Origin of the sequence: Actinopolymorpha sp. B11F2, from assembly GCF_040195635.1 — a bacterium.
GTDB lineage: Bacteria > Actinomycetota > Actinomycetes > Propionibacteriales > Actinopolymorphaceae > Thermasporomyces.
This window is the reverse complement of record NZ_JBEFTX010000002.1, coordinates 422,545-437,943: the sequence shown is the minus strand read 5'-3', so window position 1 is coordinate 437,943 and position 15,399 is coordinate 422,545. Positions and strand designations below refer to the sequence as shown.

At 68.4% G+C, this 15,399-nt stretch carries 13 protein-coding genes; 6 read left to right on the top strand and 7 right to left on the bottom strand.

The genetic code is table 11. From position 1 onward, the window contains the following. On the bottom strand, positions 1-1,524 hold the full coding sequence (locus tag ABN034_RS05860; RefSeq protein WP_349689946.1) for an alpha-N-arabinofuranosidase: 1,524 nt from the start codon (positions 1,522-1,524) through the stop codon (positions 1-3). Positions 1,525-1,738: 214 nt separating this feature from the next. On the opposite strand from ABN034_RS05860, the gene ABN034_RS05855 reads away from it, so the two are divergent. Then, a complete protein-coding gene (locus ABN034_RS05855; protein ID WP_349689945.1) occupies positions 1,739-4,093 on the top strand; it encodes a glycoside hydrolase family 95 protein in 2,355 nt (784 codons plus the stop codon). Between the two features lie 101 nt (positions 4,094-4,194). On the opposite strand, the gene ABN034_RS05850 is transcribed toward ABN034_RS05855, so the two are convergent. From ABN034_RS05850 to ABN034_RS05835, 4 genes are all read right to left on the bottom strand, one after another. Beyond that, the gene (locus ABN034_RS05850; RefSeq protein WP_349689944.1) at positions 4,195-6,171 is read right to left on the bottom strand and encodes an ABC transporter substrate-binding protein; all 1,977 of its coding nucleotides are present in this window, start codon (positions 6,169-6,171) and stop codon (positions 4,195-4,197) included. Positions 6,172-6,504: 333 nt separating this feature from the next. Beyond that, the gene (locus tag ABN034_RS05845; RefSeq protein ID WP_349689943.1) at positions 6,505-6,918 is read right to left on the bottom strand and encodes a RidA family protein; all 414 of its coding nucleotides are present in this window, start codon (positions 6,916-6,918) and stop codon (positions 6,505-6,507) included. 5 nt (positions 6,919-6,923) lie between these two features. Then, positions 6,924-7,628 (bottom strand): DNA-3-methyladenine glycosylase I, encoded by a 705-nt coding sequence (locus ABN034_RS05840; RefSeq protein WP_349689942.1) that lies wholly within the window; start codon positions 7,626-7,628, stop codon positions 6,924-6,926. Beyond that, entirely contained in the window at positions 7,625-8,344 is a 720-nt protein-coding gene (locus ABN034_RS05835) for a DivIVA domain-containing protein (RefSeq protein WP_349689941.1), read from the bottom strand. Before ABN034_RS05835 ends, ABN034_RS05840 begins: the two co-directional genes overlap by 4 nt. Before the next feature lie 232 nt (positions 8,345-8,576). Here ABN034_RS05835 and folP point away from each other — a divergent pair, with 232 nt between their 5' ends. Then, positions 8,577-9,437, top strand: a complete 861-nt coding sequence (gene folP, locus ABN034_RS05830; RefSeq protein ID WP_502878971.1) for a dihydropteroate synthase — start codon at positions 8,577-8,579, stop codon at positions 9,435-9,437. Positions 9,438-9,471: 34 nt separating this feature from the next. On the opposite strand, the gene ABN034_RS05825 is transcribed toward folP, so the two are convergent. Continuing rightward, complete coding sequence (locus tag ABN034_RS05825; protein ID WP_349690059.1) at positions 9,472-10,323, bottom strand: LOG family protein; 852 nt, start codon at positions 10,321-10,323, stop codon at positions 9,472-9,474. A 276-nt stretch (positions 10,324-10,599) separates the two neighbouring features. Here ABN034_RS05825 and ABN034_RS05820 point away from each other — a divergent pair, with 276 nt between their 5' ends. Further along, on the top strand, positions 10,600-11,871 hold the full coding sequence (locus ABN034_RS05820; RefSeq protein ID WP_349689939.1) for an amidohydrolase: 1,272 nt from the start codon (positions 10,600-10,602) through the stop codon (positions 11,869-11,871). Positions 11,872-11,891: 20 nt separating this feature from the next. Further along, positions 11,892-13,079, top strand: coding sequence for a threonine synthase (locus ABN034_RS05815; protein WP_349689938.1), 1,188 nt, complete (start codon positions 11,892-11,894; stop codon positions 13,077-13,079). A 195-nt stretch (positions 13,080-13,274) separates the two neighbouring features. Here ABN034_RS05815 and dapE read toward each other — a convergent pair whose 3' ends face one another. Beyond that, positions 13,275-14,345, bottom strand: a complete 1,071-nt coding sequence (gene dapE, locus ABN034_RS05810) for a succinyl-diaminopimelate desuccinylase (protein ID WP_349689937.1) — start codon at positions 14,343-14,345, stop codon at positions 13,275-13,277. 91 nt (positions 14,346-14,436) lie between these two features. On the opposite strand from dapE, the gene ABN034_RS05805 reads away from it, so the two are divergent. Continuing rightward, positions 14,437-14,892 carry a helix-turn-helix domain-containing protein gene (locus ABN034_RS05805; protein WP_349689936.1) on the top strand — a complete coding sequence of 152 codons (456 nt, stop codon included), beginning with the start codon at positions 14,437-14,439 and terminating at the stop codon, positions 14,890-14,892. A gap of 47 nt (positions 14,893-14,939) precedes the next feature. Next, positions 14,940-15,377 (top strand): VOC family protein, encoded by a 438-nt coding sequence (locus ABN034_RS05800; protein WP_349689935.1) that lies wholly within the window; start codon positions 14,940-14,942, stop codon positions 15,375-15,377. Positions 15,378-15,399: the final 22 nt, after the last annotated feature.

Sequence of the window (15,399 nt, the reverse complement as noted above, 5' to 3'; positions counted from 1 at the left end):
CTATGCCAGGTCGAGGTGGATCGTACTGAACGAATGACGCGGCAGGGTGACCGTCAGCACTCCGCCGTCGAGGGCGAGGTCCAGATCGGTCGGAGCGACCGCGTCCGGAGCCGCCGTCGTGTTGTGGCGCTGTGGCTCGTCCGCGGTGAGTACGCGAGCGTGGTGTCCGATGACGGTGCGACCGCGTAGGTCGAGAGTGAGCGTCGTGTCGGAGTCGAGCGCCAGGTTGCTGGCCGAGATCAAGGCGTTTGCGCCCTTGGTGCTGGCCGAGATCGAGACCAGGTCGAGCTGTGCGCCCTCCGCGTCGTAGGTGTCCGGCCGCTCGATCAGATGGACCGGGAGCTGCAGCGCGTCATGATGGCCCTTGTTCATCTCGAACACGTGGTAGGTGGGCGTGAGAACCATGCCTCCGTCGTCGTCGGTCAGGATCATCGACTGGAGGACGTTGACGGTCTGGGCGATATTGGCCATGTGGAGCCGGGCTGCGTGCTTGTGGAAGATGTCGAAGTGGACGCCGGCAACCAGGGCGTCGCGCAGGGTGTTCTGCTGGTACAGAAACCTCGGGTTCGTCCCCGGTTCAGTGTTCCACCAGGTGCCCCACTCGTCGCAGATCAGACCGATCCTGCGCTTCGGATCGTAGGCGTCCATGACCGCGGTATGGCCCGCGATGACGCGGTCGATGTCGACCGCCTTGATCATGGTGTTGTAGTACTGCTCATCGCTGAATGCGGTGGCGGGGCTCTTGTTGAGTCCGCTGCCGTCATGGGAGTAGTAGTGGAACGAGATGCCCTGGAACATGCGGCGCGGTTCACGGGCGCAACCAAGGCAGCTGACGGCCTTCATCAGGGCTTCGGTCCAGGCCAGGTCGTCATCGGCCGCACCGGCGGCGATGCGGTACAACGTGTTGTCGCCATGGTTGCGGCAGAAGGTCGAGTAACGCCGTGCCTCATCGGCGTAGGCTTCGGCGCGCATGTGTCCGCCGCAGCCCCAGGCCTCGTTGCCGAGACCCCAGTACGGCACCTTCCAGGGCTCGTCGCGGCCGTTGGCCTTGCGAAGCCGGGACATCGGGCTGTCACCGTCGCGGGTGAGGTACTCCACCCAGTCGCTCATCTCCTGCACAGTGCCTGAACCGATGTTGCCGTTGACATAGGCGTCGGCTCCGAGCAGTTCGCACAAGGCCATGAACTCATGGGTGCCGAAGTGGTTGTTCTCCTCGACGTTGCCCCAGTGCGTGTTGACCATCCGGGGACGTTGCTCCTTCGGGCCGATACCGTCACGCCAGTGGTACTCGTCGGCGAAGCAGCCACCAGGCCAGCGCAGATTGGGAATCTGCAGAGCGCGCAGAGCCTCGACGACATCGAGACGGATACCGCCCTCGTTCGGGATCGAGGAGTCCTCACCGACGTAGAAGCCGCCGTAGATGCACCGGCCGAGGTGCTCGGCGAAGTGGCCGTACAGGTGTCGGCTGATCGTTGCACCGGTGACATCGAGATCGACGACCGCGCGTGCGCTGGACATGCTCATGCTGAAACCTTTCGGTGGTCGGCAGAGGGGAGGACCCCAGGCTGAACCGCGGCCGTCATCCCGCGACCCTCGGCGTGCAGCGTTCAGTCGCCCGGCCGGGCCAGCGCCCGCCCTTCCCCTTCGTGGGTTTGACGTTATACCTTGAGCCGCGATCGATCCTAACGACGTCAGCTCTCCCGCGGGAGAGGTCGGGCGCGGAGTTCGAGGGGGACACATGACCGATCTGACCCGCGGCCACTCGCCACAGACTCCCGCGACCCACGACCTACGACTCTGGTACGACGAACCAGCCTGCACGAGCTGGCTTCGTGCCCTGCCTGTCGGCAACGGACGGCTCGGCGCCATGGTGTTCGGCAACGTCGATGCCGAGCGGTTCCAGCTCAACGAGGACACTGTCTGGGCCGGTGGACCGTACGACTCCAGCAACTCCAAGGGAGCCGATGCCCTGCCGGAAATCCAGCGCCTGGTGTTCGAAGGCCGATGGCGGGAAGCCCAGGACCTGACCAACGAGGCCTTCCTGGGAAGCCCGGTCGGGCAGCTGGCCTACCAACCCGTGGGTGACCTCCGGCTCGCCTTCCCGACTCCGAGCGAGGTGACCGACTATCGCCGGCAGCTCGACCTCACCACGGCAACGGCCACGGTCGACTACGCGGCGGACGGTGTGCGGTATCGGCGCGAAGTGATCGCGAGCGCTCCTGACCAGGTAGTCGCGCTGCGCCTGACAGCGGACACCCCCGGGGCGATCACGTTCTCGGCAACCTTCGACAGCCCGCAACGCACGAACACGATCAGCCCCGACGATGCGACGATCGCGTTGGACGGTGTGTCCAGTGACATGGAAGGTGTCCCCGGGTCGGTACGGTTCCTCGCGCTCGCCCGGGCCGTCACCCACGACGGCGAGGTCAGTAGCAGCGGCGGGACACTGCGGATTACCGGTGCCGACAGCGTCACCCTGTTGATCTCGATCGGCACCAGCTACGTCGACTACCAGGATGTGAGCGGCGACCATCAAGCGGTCGCGTGGGCTCACCTCCGCGACGCGAAGGACAGGCCGTACGACGAGCTCAGAAGGCGCCACATCGCTGACTACCGGGAGCTCTTCGCCCGCACGTCAATCGATCTCGGACGTACCGCAGCCGCCGACCAGCCTACCGACGTACGGATCCAGCGCCACGCCACCACGGACGATCCCCAGCTTGCGGCGTTGTTGTTCCAGTACGGCCGGTACCTGCTGATCTCCAGTTCGCGGCCAGGCACCCAGCCCGCGAACCTGCAGGGCATCTGGAACGACCAGCTGGATCCGCCGTGGGGCTCGAAGTACACCCTCAACATCAACCTGCCGATGAACTACTGGCCGGCAGGGCCGACGAACCTGGCCGAGTGCCATCAGCCGGTCTTCGACATGATCGAGGACCTGACCGTGACCGGGGCGCGTACCGCCGAGGCGCAGTACGGCGCCCGCGGTTGGGTCGCCCACCACAACACCGACGCCTGGCGCGGAGGCTCCGTCGTGGACGGCGCGTTCTGGGGCATGTGGCAGACCGGCGGCGCCTGGCTCAGCACAATGATCTGGGACTACTACCGCTTCACCGGAGACCTGGACTTCCTCCGGTCGTCCTACCCGGCGATGAAGGCCGCCGCCGAATTCTTCCTCGACTCGCTGGTGGAGGAGCCCGGTCTCGGGTGGCTGGTCACCAACCCGTCGAACTCACCGGAGCTTGCCCACCACCCTGACGTCAGCGTGTGCGCCGGGCCCACCATGGACATGCAGATCCTCCGTGACCTGTTCGGAGCTTGCGTCAGCGCCAGTGCGATCCTCGGTGTGGACGCCGAGTTCCGCGCTCACGTTCTTGCCACCAGGGAACGCCTCGCACCTCTGCAGATCGGTGCGCGGGGCAACATCCAGGAGTGGCTCCACGACTGGACGGAGACAGAGCAGAACCACCGGCACGTCTCCCACCTGTACGGGCTGCATCCCAGTAACCAGGTCACCAGGCGAGACACCCCCGAGCTGTTCGAGGCGGCGCGGCGGACCCTGGAGTTGCGTGGCGACGCGGGAACCGGCTGGTCGCTGGCCTGGAAGATCAACTTCTGGGCGCGCCTCGAGGAGCCGGAACGGGCGCACGACCTACTCAGCGAGCTCCTCACGCCCGCCCGGCTGGCCACGAACATGTTCGACCTGCATCCGCCGTTCCAGATCGACGGCAACTTCGGCGCGACGTCGGGCATCGCCGAGATGCTCTTGCACAGCCACAACGACGAGTTGCACCTGCTGCCGGCGCTCCCGGCAGCCTGGCCGACCGGGGCGGTGAGTGGGCTCCGCGGCCGCGGAGGTTACACCGTCGGTGTGGCATGGAACGACGGCGAGGCCGACGAGATCCTCATTACCGCCGACCATGGCGGCCGCGTGAGGATACGCGGTCGGATGTTCGCCGGGCGCTACGTCGTGCTGGACCTCACACATGGCGACACCGCGAGAACGACGAAGGCCGATACGGACCTGATCGAACTGGACGCCGACGAGGGACACACCTACCGGGCGTACGTATCCGGCGCGGCCATGGAGTAGGACATCGCCATGAGGCATGGCCGGGCCGCTGGTGCGATGTCTCGCACCAGCGGCCTGGCCCGTCGATGTTTCGTACCGCCGAGGGAAGGCGGTCGCTCTTCCTAGGCGCGGCGGAAGTACTGCTCTGGTCTGGCGGGTGCCGGATCAGGATAGATCCAGGAGTCGGGCATCTTGGGAACGTTCATGAAGTCGTTCTGGACGATGTTGTAACGAGTGGGCAGGACGGTTCCGATGAGGTAGAACTCCTGTTGCGCGATGTCCAGGATCTGCATGAACAGCTCGCGTTGCCGTGCCTCGTCCGGCGTGACCTTGATCTCGTCGTAGAGCTCCATCTGCCGCAGGGGTTGAGCGGGTGGCTTCTCTCCACCTTCGCCGCCGGAGTCGTACCAGAGCCCCCACTGCGTGGCGAAGAGGGACCCTGCGTTCAGAGGGAGATACCACTTTGGATCCAGGATGGCGTCGTAGAGCCCGTTCTCACCGGAGTACAAAACAGCCTGGTGCTTGTTCACTCCCGTTCGTTCGAAGAAGAGGTCCGTCGACTCCGGGTTGATGTCCAGCTGCACGCCGACGCTCTTCCAGTAGCCCTGGACCATCTCCGCCACGTCCGGCCAGGTCGGGTCGAAACCGATCGGGATCTCGACGGTGAAACGGATGGGTTTCCCGTCGCCACGGAGCCGAATGTCGTCACCGTTCCGCTCGGTGAACCCCGCATCATCCAGAAGCTTGTTGGCCTTTGCCATGTCGAACTCGGTGTACTGCTTGGCCAGGGTCTCGTGGAAGAAGTCACCCTCCCTACGCGGAGCGACCTGCCACGACTCGCCCTGCCGTTGATAGACCGCTGTGATGATCTCGTCGCGGTCGATGGCGTGCGACAGCGCTATCCGAAAGTCCCTGTTCTGGAAGACCTCCCGCAACGCGGGGTCCTCGACCGTCATGTTGAACGCGACCGTCGTGTAGTTGGTGTCGGCGGTGACGAGCGGGGCGAAGTGGTAGCCTCCGCTCTCACGCTCGCGTGCGAACACCGGTTTGTTGTCTGGCGTCAGGAAGTCGCTCGGTGGAAGCGTGTATCGACCCTCGGTGGTCCGGAGTACGGCCACTTCCGCATCCTGGACGACTTCCACGACCACGCGGTCGAGGTAGGGCAGTTGGCTGCCTTCCGGATCGGTCTTCCAGTAGTAGGGGTTGCGCTCGACAACGAGCCGGTCACCTGCCAGGGGGGTGGCTACGCGCCACGCCAGCAAGGTCGGAAAGTCCGCGTTCTGCCAAGGACCCAGGTCAAGCAACCCGGCCCCACCCTTGGCAAGAAACAGCTCTGCCCAGCTGGAGTTGCCCTCCTGCTTGGCGACCTGCTCGGCGTCGGGGTTGAGCTTCTTGTGGAACTCCTGCAGGTAGTGCTTGGGCAAGCTCGTGAGGATGATGCCATCGGGCGAGGCGAGCCGCTGCAGGAAGAACGCGTGCGGCTCGGAGAAGCTGAACCGACAGGTGTAGTCATCGACCTTCTCCAGCTCAGCCGGCTCACCACCCGAGGTGAGCCACGCCGGAAAGTCGGGATACAGCTCCTTGTCACTCAGGACGTTCTCGTACGCGAAGACGACGTCGTCGGCGGTGAAAGGCTCCCCGTCGGACCATCGCATTCCTTCTCGCAAGGTGAAGGTGTATGACCTCCCACCGTCAGAGACTTCCCACGACTTCGCGACCATGGGGACGACCTTTGTCCACTCGATGTCCCAGCCGACGAGTTGTTCATAGCCGAAGTACTCGTATCCCCCGGCAAGTTCGGTGACGCAGTTGATCCATTCGCCTCCGTAGGTGCCCATCCTCTCTACAGGCCTGACGACCAACGGCTCCTTGGGCAACCTCTCTTTGACCGGCGGCAGTTTCCCTGCCTTGACCTGTTGGGCCAGGGAGGGCGCCTCCATCCCCTTGGCGCCGTTGCCCTTGGGAGGGCCGTCGTTCCCGCCCGGGCGAGTGGAGAGTGCGTCGCATGCGGTAGCCGAGGTCGTCGCCAGGAACGCCGCGCCCCCCGTCGCCAGCAGCTGTCGCCTCGTCAGACCAGCCTTGAGGCTAGTGTGATCCACGGAGATTCTCCTCTCTCATTCTGCGTCGCAATAGCAGCGCGCTCAGGCAGCCCGCGTAGCGACAGTGGGCTGCCGGCAGAAACACGGACCGAGCTCTGCTACTCGGCGCGGACAGCTGCCCCCCGGGCAGCAATGTGGGCGACCGTGGCGCCTGATTGCCACGCCGACGAAGACCTGACAACGACCCCTGTCGGCCGAAGCCTTACTGGACAGCAGTTTCGGGCCCCAACTCGCGACTGGATTCCAGCGCCAAGTGAGTTGTAACGTCAAACCTGGACGACATCAGGGCCTTCGGCAAGGCCGACGGGGAACGAAAAGTTTCGAGCAGGGCGGTCAGCCGCCGAGGGCCTTCCACCCCTTGCGGCGTGGTTCGAGTATCGCCTCGGCCTCGATCTCGACCTTCCACCGCGGGTCGAGCAGTCCGGCCACCACAACCATCGTCGCGACCGGGCGTACCTCACCGAAGACCTTGCCGTGTACGCGACCCACCGCATCCGCATAGGACGCGTCGGTGAGGTAGATCCGGGTGCGTACGACGTGCTCGGGGGCGCCACCCACCTGGGCGAGAGCGGTGAGGATGATCTCCAGGCAGCGGAACGCCTGGACCCCCGGATCCGGATCGACCTCGCCGTCGTCCCAGACCGGCGCGGTGCCGGCGACGAGGATCCGGTCGCCGACGGAGATCGCCCGGCTGAAGCCGATCTCCTTCTCGTACGGCGACCCTGACGACACCCGTTGACGTGGCATGGGACTCACTCCCTCGGTCGGGGTGTCGAGGATCTCATGGGGACGTGCTGGCGCCGGCCGCGCGTGACCTGGCTCCCCGCCTGGGGGGTGGTGGCCGCCGCCACTCGGCGTACTGAGGTGGTACGGGAGGCATTGACGACCGTGGCGCGGACCACGCAGTCGGCGAGGTGGTCATTGACCATGCCGGTGGCCTGCATCATGGCGTAGCAGGTCGTGGGGCCGACGAAGGCGAACCCGTTCCGCTTCAACGCCTTCGCCATGGCGGTCGACTCAGGAGTCTTGGCCGGTACGTCGGCCAAGGTCAGGGGGGCGGCGCGCCCGTCCGGCTCGGGTGCGTACGACCAGAGGAACACGGCGAGCCCGTCGGGTAGTTCCAGCGCTGCGCGGGCGTTGCGGAGGGCCGCGCCGACCTTCGCCCGGTTGCGGACGATCGCGGTGTCGGCGAGCAGGCGCGCCTCGTCCGCCTCGTCGTAGCCCGCGACCGTGGCGATGTCGAAATCGGCGAAGGCCCGCCGGAACCCGGGGCGCTTGCGCAGGATCGTCAGCCAGGACAAGCCGGACTGGAATGCCTCGAGGGTCAGGCGTTCGAACATGCCACGGTCGTCACGGACCGGCCGGCCCCACTCCTCGTCGTGGTAGGCGATGTAGTCCGGAGTGGAGTTGGCCCAGGGGCACCGCGTGGTTCCGTCCGGGCCGACCGGTGCGCTCACGGCTCCCCGGCGCCCGCGTGCCGGCCGGAGGACTCATGCGGGTGCGGTGGGTAGGTGGACTCGAGCGGCCCGCGTTCCGGCGTGTCGACGGGCTCTCGGGCCCACGGGTCGAACAGGGCCGCCGCCTCGTCGTCACGGAGGTTTCCGGTCCGTTCGGGGTGTCCGGGGTTTGCGGCGTGTCCGGGGTTTGCGGCGTGTCCGGGGTTTGCGGCATGTCCAGGGTTTGCTGGGTGTCCGGGATCGGGCTCGGCAGGGTGCCAGACGCCTGGATCGGCGCCGACGAGGACGTCGCCGGTGGCACGATGCCCGGGCCGGGAAGGGTAGCCGTCGCCAGGGGCGCCGCTGACGCCGGACGTGGTGGGGGGCATGCCGGGAGCGTTGGGCATGCCGGGCGCGCTGGCCGGATCGGTAGCCGCATGGTGCCCGTAGCCGGCTTCCCTGCCGGCCTCACCAAGTCGCGCGAGCCGGGCGTCGCGGGCGGCGATCTCGTGCACGAGGCGCCGGATCACGTCGTCCACTTCGTCCATGCGATAACCACGGAGTACGACGGAGAAGTCGACGTCGCTGAGGTCGTCCGCGCTCAGTGGCCGGTCCGCGGGCAGGCGGACGTCGCGCCGGTCCGGATAGGCACGTGCCATCGCGCCGCCACGCCCCACCGCGACTGTGGCGGTGAGACCGAGGACAACGACCACCAGGGCGACCCACAACCAGGTCATGGCCTGATCGTGCCATGTCAGCCCATCCACGTGTCGGGTGGGGACGCCGCGAAACCGCGTTCTGGACCGAAATCGGGCTGCGCCTTTGCGTACGATGCGCGGCAAATCCCCACGATGCGCGTCAAATTGCCGCGCATCGTGGGCATTGATCTCCTAAACCTGCATTTCGCCCCAGGTGCGAGGCTGGGGGTGGTCCGGACACCCCGACGAGCCGGACGCGCAGGGAGGCCAGATGTGGCTGCGGCTGGGGAGCCGAGCGTTCGGGCCGGACGATCATGCGGTCATGGCGATCGTCAACCGTACGCCGGACTCCTTCTACGACCGTGGAGCGACCTATTCCGACGGTCCGGCGTTCGACCGGGTGGCCCAGGTCGTCGCCGAGGGCGCGGCGATCGTGGACATCGGCGGCGTCAAGGCGGGTGAAGGCACGGAGGTGAGCGTCGTCGAGGAACTCCGGCGTACCGCCCCTTTTGTCGCCGAAGTCCGCTCCCGCTGGCCCGACCTCGTCCTGAGCGTCGACACCTGGCGGGCACCAGTCGCCCGGGAGCTCTGCGCGGCAGGGGCGGACCTGATCAACGACACCTGGTCCGGGGCGGATCCGGCCCTCGCCGAGGTCGCGGCGGAGTACGGCGTCGGGATCGTCTGCTCACACACCGGCGGCCTGCCACCGCGAACGGACCCGCGCCGGCCGGTCTACGACGACGTCGTCGCCGACGTGCTGGACCGCGTGGGTGGGCTGGCCGAGCACGCCCTGGCTGTCGGCGTACGACGGGACGCCATCCTGATCGACCCCACCCACGACTTCGGCAAGACGACCGCGCACTCCCTCGAGATCACCCGGCGACTCGACGAACTCGTGCGTACGGGCTGGCCGGTCCTGGTGGCCCTGTCCCGGAAGGACTTCGTGGGCGAGACCCTGGACCTTCCGGTGGAGCGGCGGCTGGCGGGCACACTGGCCGCCACCGCGGTGTCGGCGTGGCTGGGTGCCCGGGTCTTCAGGGCGCATGACGTACGCGAGACCCGGCAGGTGCTGGACATGGTGGCCTCGATCCGGGGTACGCGACCACCCGCGGCCCCCCGGCGTGGCCTCTGACCGGCGCGCCGGCCCGCCACGCCCCGACCGCGGCTCAGCCCTCCGGGCCCACGGGCCGGCCGTTGCCGGAAACCACGTCGCCCGAAACCACGCCGCTGGAACCCAGGTCGCCGGAACCCACGTCGCCCGAAACCACGCCGCCGGAAACCATGTCCGGCACCTCCGAGGGACCGGCGGCCTCGGACTCGACGGCATGGATGCGGCTTACGGCCTCGTCGACGTCATCGGTCACGAACAGCATGTCGACGTCGTGCGGCTTGATCTTGCCCCCGACCACCGCGGTGTCGCGCAGCCAGGCCAGCAGACCGGACCAGTACGCCGTGCCGATCAGGACGACGGGGAAGCGCGTCACCTTCCGCGTCTGGACCAGGGTGAGCGCCTCGAAGAGTTCGTCGAAGGTGCCGAAGCCGCCGGGGAGCACCACGAAGCCCTGGGCGTACTTCACGAACATCGTCTTGCGCGCGAAGAAGTACCGGAAGTTGAGCCCGACATCGACCCAGTGGTTCATGCCCTGCTCGTACGGCAGCTCGATGCCGAGTCCGACGGAGATCCCGCCCGCTTCGCTCGCGCCCTTGTTCGCGGCCTCCATGACGCCCGGACCACCGCCGGTGATCACGGCGTATCCGGCGTGGGCCAGTGCGCGGCCCAGGCGTTCGGCGGTGGCGTAGTCGGGGTCGGTCCGCGCCGTGCGCGCGCTGCCGAACACACTGATCGCCGGCCCGAGCTCGGCCAGCATCCCGAAGCCCTCGACGAACTCGGACTGGATCCGCATCACCCGCCACGGGTCGGTGTGCACCCAGTCGCCGGAACCACGGCTGTCGAGGAGTCGCTGGTCCGTCGTGCTCGCATCGGCCACCCGAGACACCTGGCCGCGGCGCGTCACGATCCGCCCCCGCTGCTCGACCGGGCTGTCGGCGCGGGCGTGGTTCCTCGACTGCTCACCGTGCTCGGCCGGGACGTTCTGCTGGTGGGACATCCTTCGAATGGTAGATGCCCAGCGCCACACCGCACGGTCGATGCTCGATCCGGGCCCACCGCCGCCAAGCGCCGCCAAGCGCCGCCGAGCGCTACCGGCCCGGCAGCGGCTGACCCGAGGGCCAAGCGGCTACCGGACCCGGCGACGGCATCATGGCGCGCCCGAGCCCGACTACGGTGGGGTCGCGTGGACCCGGACGAGATCATCCGGCTCCGTCGCGACTTCCACCGCCACGCAGAGCCGGCATTTCTGGAGATTCGTACGTCCAGCATCGTGGTCGCGCGGCTGAGGGGCCTCGGGATCGAGGTACGGCGCGGCGCAGAAGCCATGCGAACCGATGGCGTGGCCCGCTACCCGGACGCGGCGACCCGGGAGCGGATGCGTGGGCGCGCGGTCGAGTCCGGCGCCGATCCCGACCTCGCCGCCTGCGCGGCCGGCGAAGGTACCGCCGTCATCGCCGAGATCGCCGGTGACCGTCCGGGGCCGACCTGGGGCGTGCGCTGCGACATGGACGCCCTGCCCCTGACCGAGGCGACCGACGAGGACCATCGTCCGACCGCGCTGGGATTCGCCTGCCAGGACGGGTTCATGCACGCCTGCGGCCACGACGGTCACACCGCGATCGGGATCGCCCTCGCCGCCCGGCTGTCCGACCACGACTTCCCCGGCCGCGTACGGATCCTCTTCCAGCCGGCCGAGGAGGGCGGGCGCGGAGCGGCGGCGATGATCGCGGCGGGTGCGGCCGATGGCATCGACCGGTTCGTCGCGGTCCACCTCGGGTTGGGACTGCCGAGCGGTCTGGTCGCTGGCGGCTGCGAAGGTCTCCTCGCCACCCACAAGCTCCGCGCGGTGTACCGGGGCGAGGCCGCGCACGCATCGGGCACCCCGGAGCGGGGTCGCAACGCGCTGGTCGGCGCCGCGAGCGCCCTGCTCAACGTGATGGCCCTGCCGAGGTACGCAGCCGCCGACACCCGGCTCAACGTCGGCACCCTGCACGGCGGGGACAACGTCAACATCGTTCCGTCGTACGCGGAAATGACGCTGGAAGCGCGCTCGACCGACGCCGACATCTGTGACGCACTGACCGCCCGCGTGGAGGGGGTCCTGCGTGGCGCGGCCGCCATGCACGACCTGACCGTCGAGATCGAACGCACCGGCGGGTCGACCACGATGACCTGCGACCGCCAGCTGGTCGACGCCATCGCGGCGATCGCCGCGGAGAAGTACGGCGACGGGCGCGCCGTCGCCCTGCGGCCCCTCGGCGGGAGCGACGACGCGAGCCTGTTCGCCCGTGAGGTGCAGGGGGCCGGCGGGCTCGCGACGTACATGCTCGTCGGCGGTGGCAACCGCGCGCCCCACCACCATCCGTCGTTCGACATCGACGAGGCGTCCATCCCCGTGGCCGTGGACGTGCTCGAGGCACTGCTCCGCGGGACACCGAACGGCCGAACGCAGTGAACATGCCATCATCGATCACCATGCGCTTCTCGGCTCTCTCCCACCTGTCCTGCCCACGTTGCGACCAGCACCACGACGCCGACCAGGTGACGAACGTCTGTACGTGCGGTTCGCCTCTGCTCGTCGACTACGACCTGGCCGAGGTCGGCAGCGGGATGTCCAGCGACGAGATCGCCGGCCGGGCACCGTCGCTGTGGCGTTATCACGAGCTGCTGCCGGTGCGCGCGGAGTCGCAGGTCATGTCGCTCGGCGAGGGAATGACGCCGCTCGTGCCGCTGCCTTCGTACGGGCGGGAGGTCGGTGTCGACCGGTTGCTCATGAAGGACGAGGGACTGGTGCCCACGGGTTCGTTCAAGGCCCGCGGTGCCGCGGTCGGGGTGTCACGGGCGCGCGAGCTGGGCGTGAAGAAGATCGCGATGCCCACCAACGGCAACGCCGGGTCGGCATGGGCGACCTACGCGGCGCGGGGAGGAATGCAGAGCCTGATCGCGATGCCGTACGACGCGCCGGAGATCTGCCGCCGTGAGTGCGCCGTCGTGGGCGCGGAACTGGTCCTCGTCGACGGGCTGATCGGCGATGCGGCTGCCGTCGTGCGCACGGCGCTGGCCGAACGGGACGGCTACTTCGACGTGTCGACCCTGCGCGAGCCGTACCGGATCGAGGGCAAGAAGACGATGGGCCTCGAGATCGCCGAACAGCTCGGTTGGCGGATGCCCGACGTGATCCTCTACCCCACCGGCGGCGGTGTCGGGCTGATCGGGATCTGGAAGGCGCTGCGCGAGCTGCTGTCGCTGGGCTGGGTGTCCGGGTCGCTACCGCGGCTCGTGGCGGTGCAGGCGGAGGGGTGCGCGCCGATCGTGTCGGCGTACGAACGAGGCGCGGCGGAGAGCGAGCCCTGGGCGGACGCTCGGACGGTGGCGTTCGGGATCACGGTGCCGAAGGCGCTCGGGGACTTCCTCATCCTGCGGGCGGTGCGAGAGACCGGAGGGTGCGCGGTCGCGGTGTCGGACGCGGACCTGCTCGCCGCGCAGCGCCGGGTGGCGGAGCTGGAGGGTGCGTTCGTGTGCCCGGAAGGTGCGGCGGCGTTCGAGGCCGTACGCCAGCTCAGGGCGGCCGGCTGGATCGCCGCAGGTGAGGAGGTGGTGGTGCTCAACACCGGTACGGGTCTGAAGTACCCCTCGACCGTCCCGCTCCCCGAGGCGTCCTGACCCGCGCCCCGGCCGCCGCGCGCCCCACGCGCCGCGCGCCCCACGCGCCGCGCGCCCCGCAAGCCGCGCCCAGCGGGCCCTGACGCTCGTTCATGACCATGAAAGAAAAGCACGTATGGGCCCGCGAATCCTTCATGATCACGATCATGATCACGGGGAGCCCGGCTGGGGGTTTGGGCTGGGAGCGCGAGAGGGTCAGGCCGTGAGCCAGGCGGTGAGGCGTTCCTCGCACTGGTGCAACTCGGCGATCTCGACGTACTCGTCCTTGGTGTGGGCCAGCTGTGACTCGCCCGGGCCGTAGTTGACCGCCGGCACCCCCAGCTCGGCGAAACGGGCGACGTCGGTCCAGCCGAACTTCGGCCGCGGCTCGGCCTTCACCGCCGCAACGAAGTCGGCCGCTGCCGGGCGATCCAGCCCTGGCAATGCCCCCGGTGCGCTGTCGCGAAGTTCGACGGCGTGGTCGCCGAACACCTCGCGCACGTGCGCGAACGCCTCGTCCTCCGACCGGTCCGGCGCGAAGCGGTAGTTGACGGTGACCCGGCACTCGTCCGGGATCACGTTGCCCGCGACGCCGCCGGTGACGCCGACGGCGTGGAGCCCTTCGCGATAGACGAGCCCGTCGATCGGGACCTCGCGCGCCTGGTAGGACGCCAGCCGGGCCAGCACCTCGCCGGCGGCGTGGATCGCGTTCGCACCCATCCACGCCCGCGCGCTGTGCGCCCGCTTGCCACGCAGGACGATGTCGGCCCGCAGAGTGCCCTGGCACCCGCCCTCGACCTGGGCGCTCGACGGTTCCATGAGGACGGCGAAGTCCGCGGCCAGCACGGCGGGCGAGTGCCGGGCCAGCTGGCCGAGCCCGTTCTTCTCGGCCTCGACCTCCTCGCAGTCGTAGAAGACGTACGTCACGTCGCGGACGGGTTCGGCGATCGCGGCAGCGAGGCGGAGCGCCACCGCCACGCCGCCCTTCATGTCGCACGCCCCGAGCCCGTAGATGCGGGTGCCGACCCGCCGCGACGGCAGGTTGCCCGCCTCCGGCACGGTGTCGAGGTGTCCCGCCACGACCACGCGCTCGGCGCAGCCGTGCTCGGTTCGCGCCACGATGTTGTTGCCGCGCCGCGTCGTCGACAGATGCGACAGGGGCCGCAGCGCTGCCTCGACCCGGTCGGCCAGCGTCCGCTCGTTTCCGCTCACCGACTCGCAGTCGACGAGGGACTCCGTGAGCGAGGCGACGTCCGAACCGAGATCGAGTTGATCCTGCGAAGGCATGCGGGCAGTCTGCCATCCGGCGCGGCCCGTCGGACTCTGCCGCGTACATCCTCGCCGGTGGTGCCGTGGTGATCCGTGGTGTGATGACGTCGTGAGCAGAGCCGTGGAGCGGTCCAATCGCCTACTGCTGCGCGCCCGCGACGCGATGGACCGTGCGTACGCAGAACCCCTCGACGTCCCAGCTCTCGCCCGGATCGCCCACGTCTCCGAGTCCCACTTCATCCGGACATTCCGGGCGACGTTCGGCGAGACGCCCCACCGGTACCTCCAGCGGAGGCGGGTGGAGCGGTCGATGTTCCTGCTCCGCGAGAGCGACCGCAGCGTCACCGACATCTGCCTCGAGGTCGGCTTCACGAGCCTCGGCACGTTCAGTAGAACCTTCCGCGACATCGTGGGCGAGTCGCCGTCGGGGTATCGACGGCGCATCGACCGCACCGCGGTCCCCAGCTGTTTCGTGATGTCCTGGACACGACCGAGCGGCCCGATGGAGTGGGCGCCGGCCGTGAAGAGCAGTTTCGGAGAAGCTCCCGCTTCCGCCGCTGACTAGCGTCGTGACCGAACCGTTCCCACGTCCAAACACCCAGGAGAACCACCATGTACAACAACATCAACATCTCGCACGTCTTTGTCCTCGACCAGGACGAGGCGTACGACTTCTACGTCAACAAGCTCGGCCTCGAGGTCGCCGCGGACATGGATCTCGGCGTGATGCGGTGGCTGACCGTCCGCGTACCGGGAGATCCGGACCGCCAGATCCTGTTGGAGAAGCCGGGCCCGCCCTCGATCGACGAGGCTTCGGCGGAGCAGATCCGCGACCTCGTCACCAAGGGGGCGACCGGCTTCACGTTCGGCCTCACGACCGACGACTGCCGCAAGACCTACGAAGTACTGAAATCGCGCGGCGTGGAGTTCACCCAGGAGCCGACCGAGCACTTCTACGGCATCGACTGCGGCGGACGCGACCCTTTCGGCAACCACTTCCGGATCGTCCAGCTTGCGCCGGAACCGATCCAGCCGCCGGCCCAGTCGTGAGCCTGCCGGCCTGGTAGGCCGC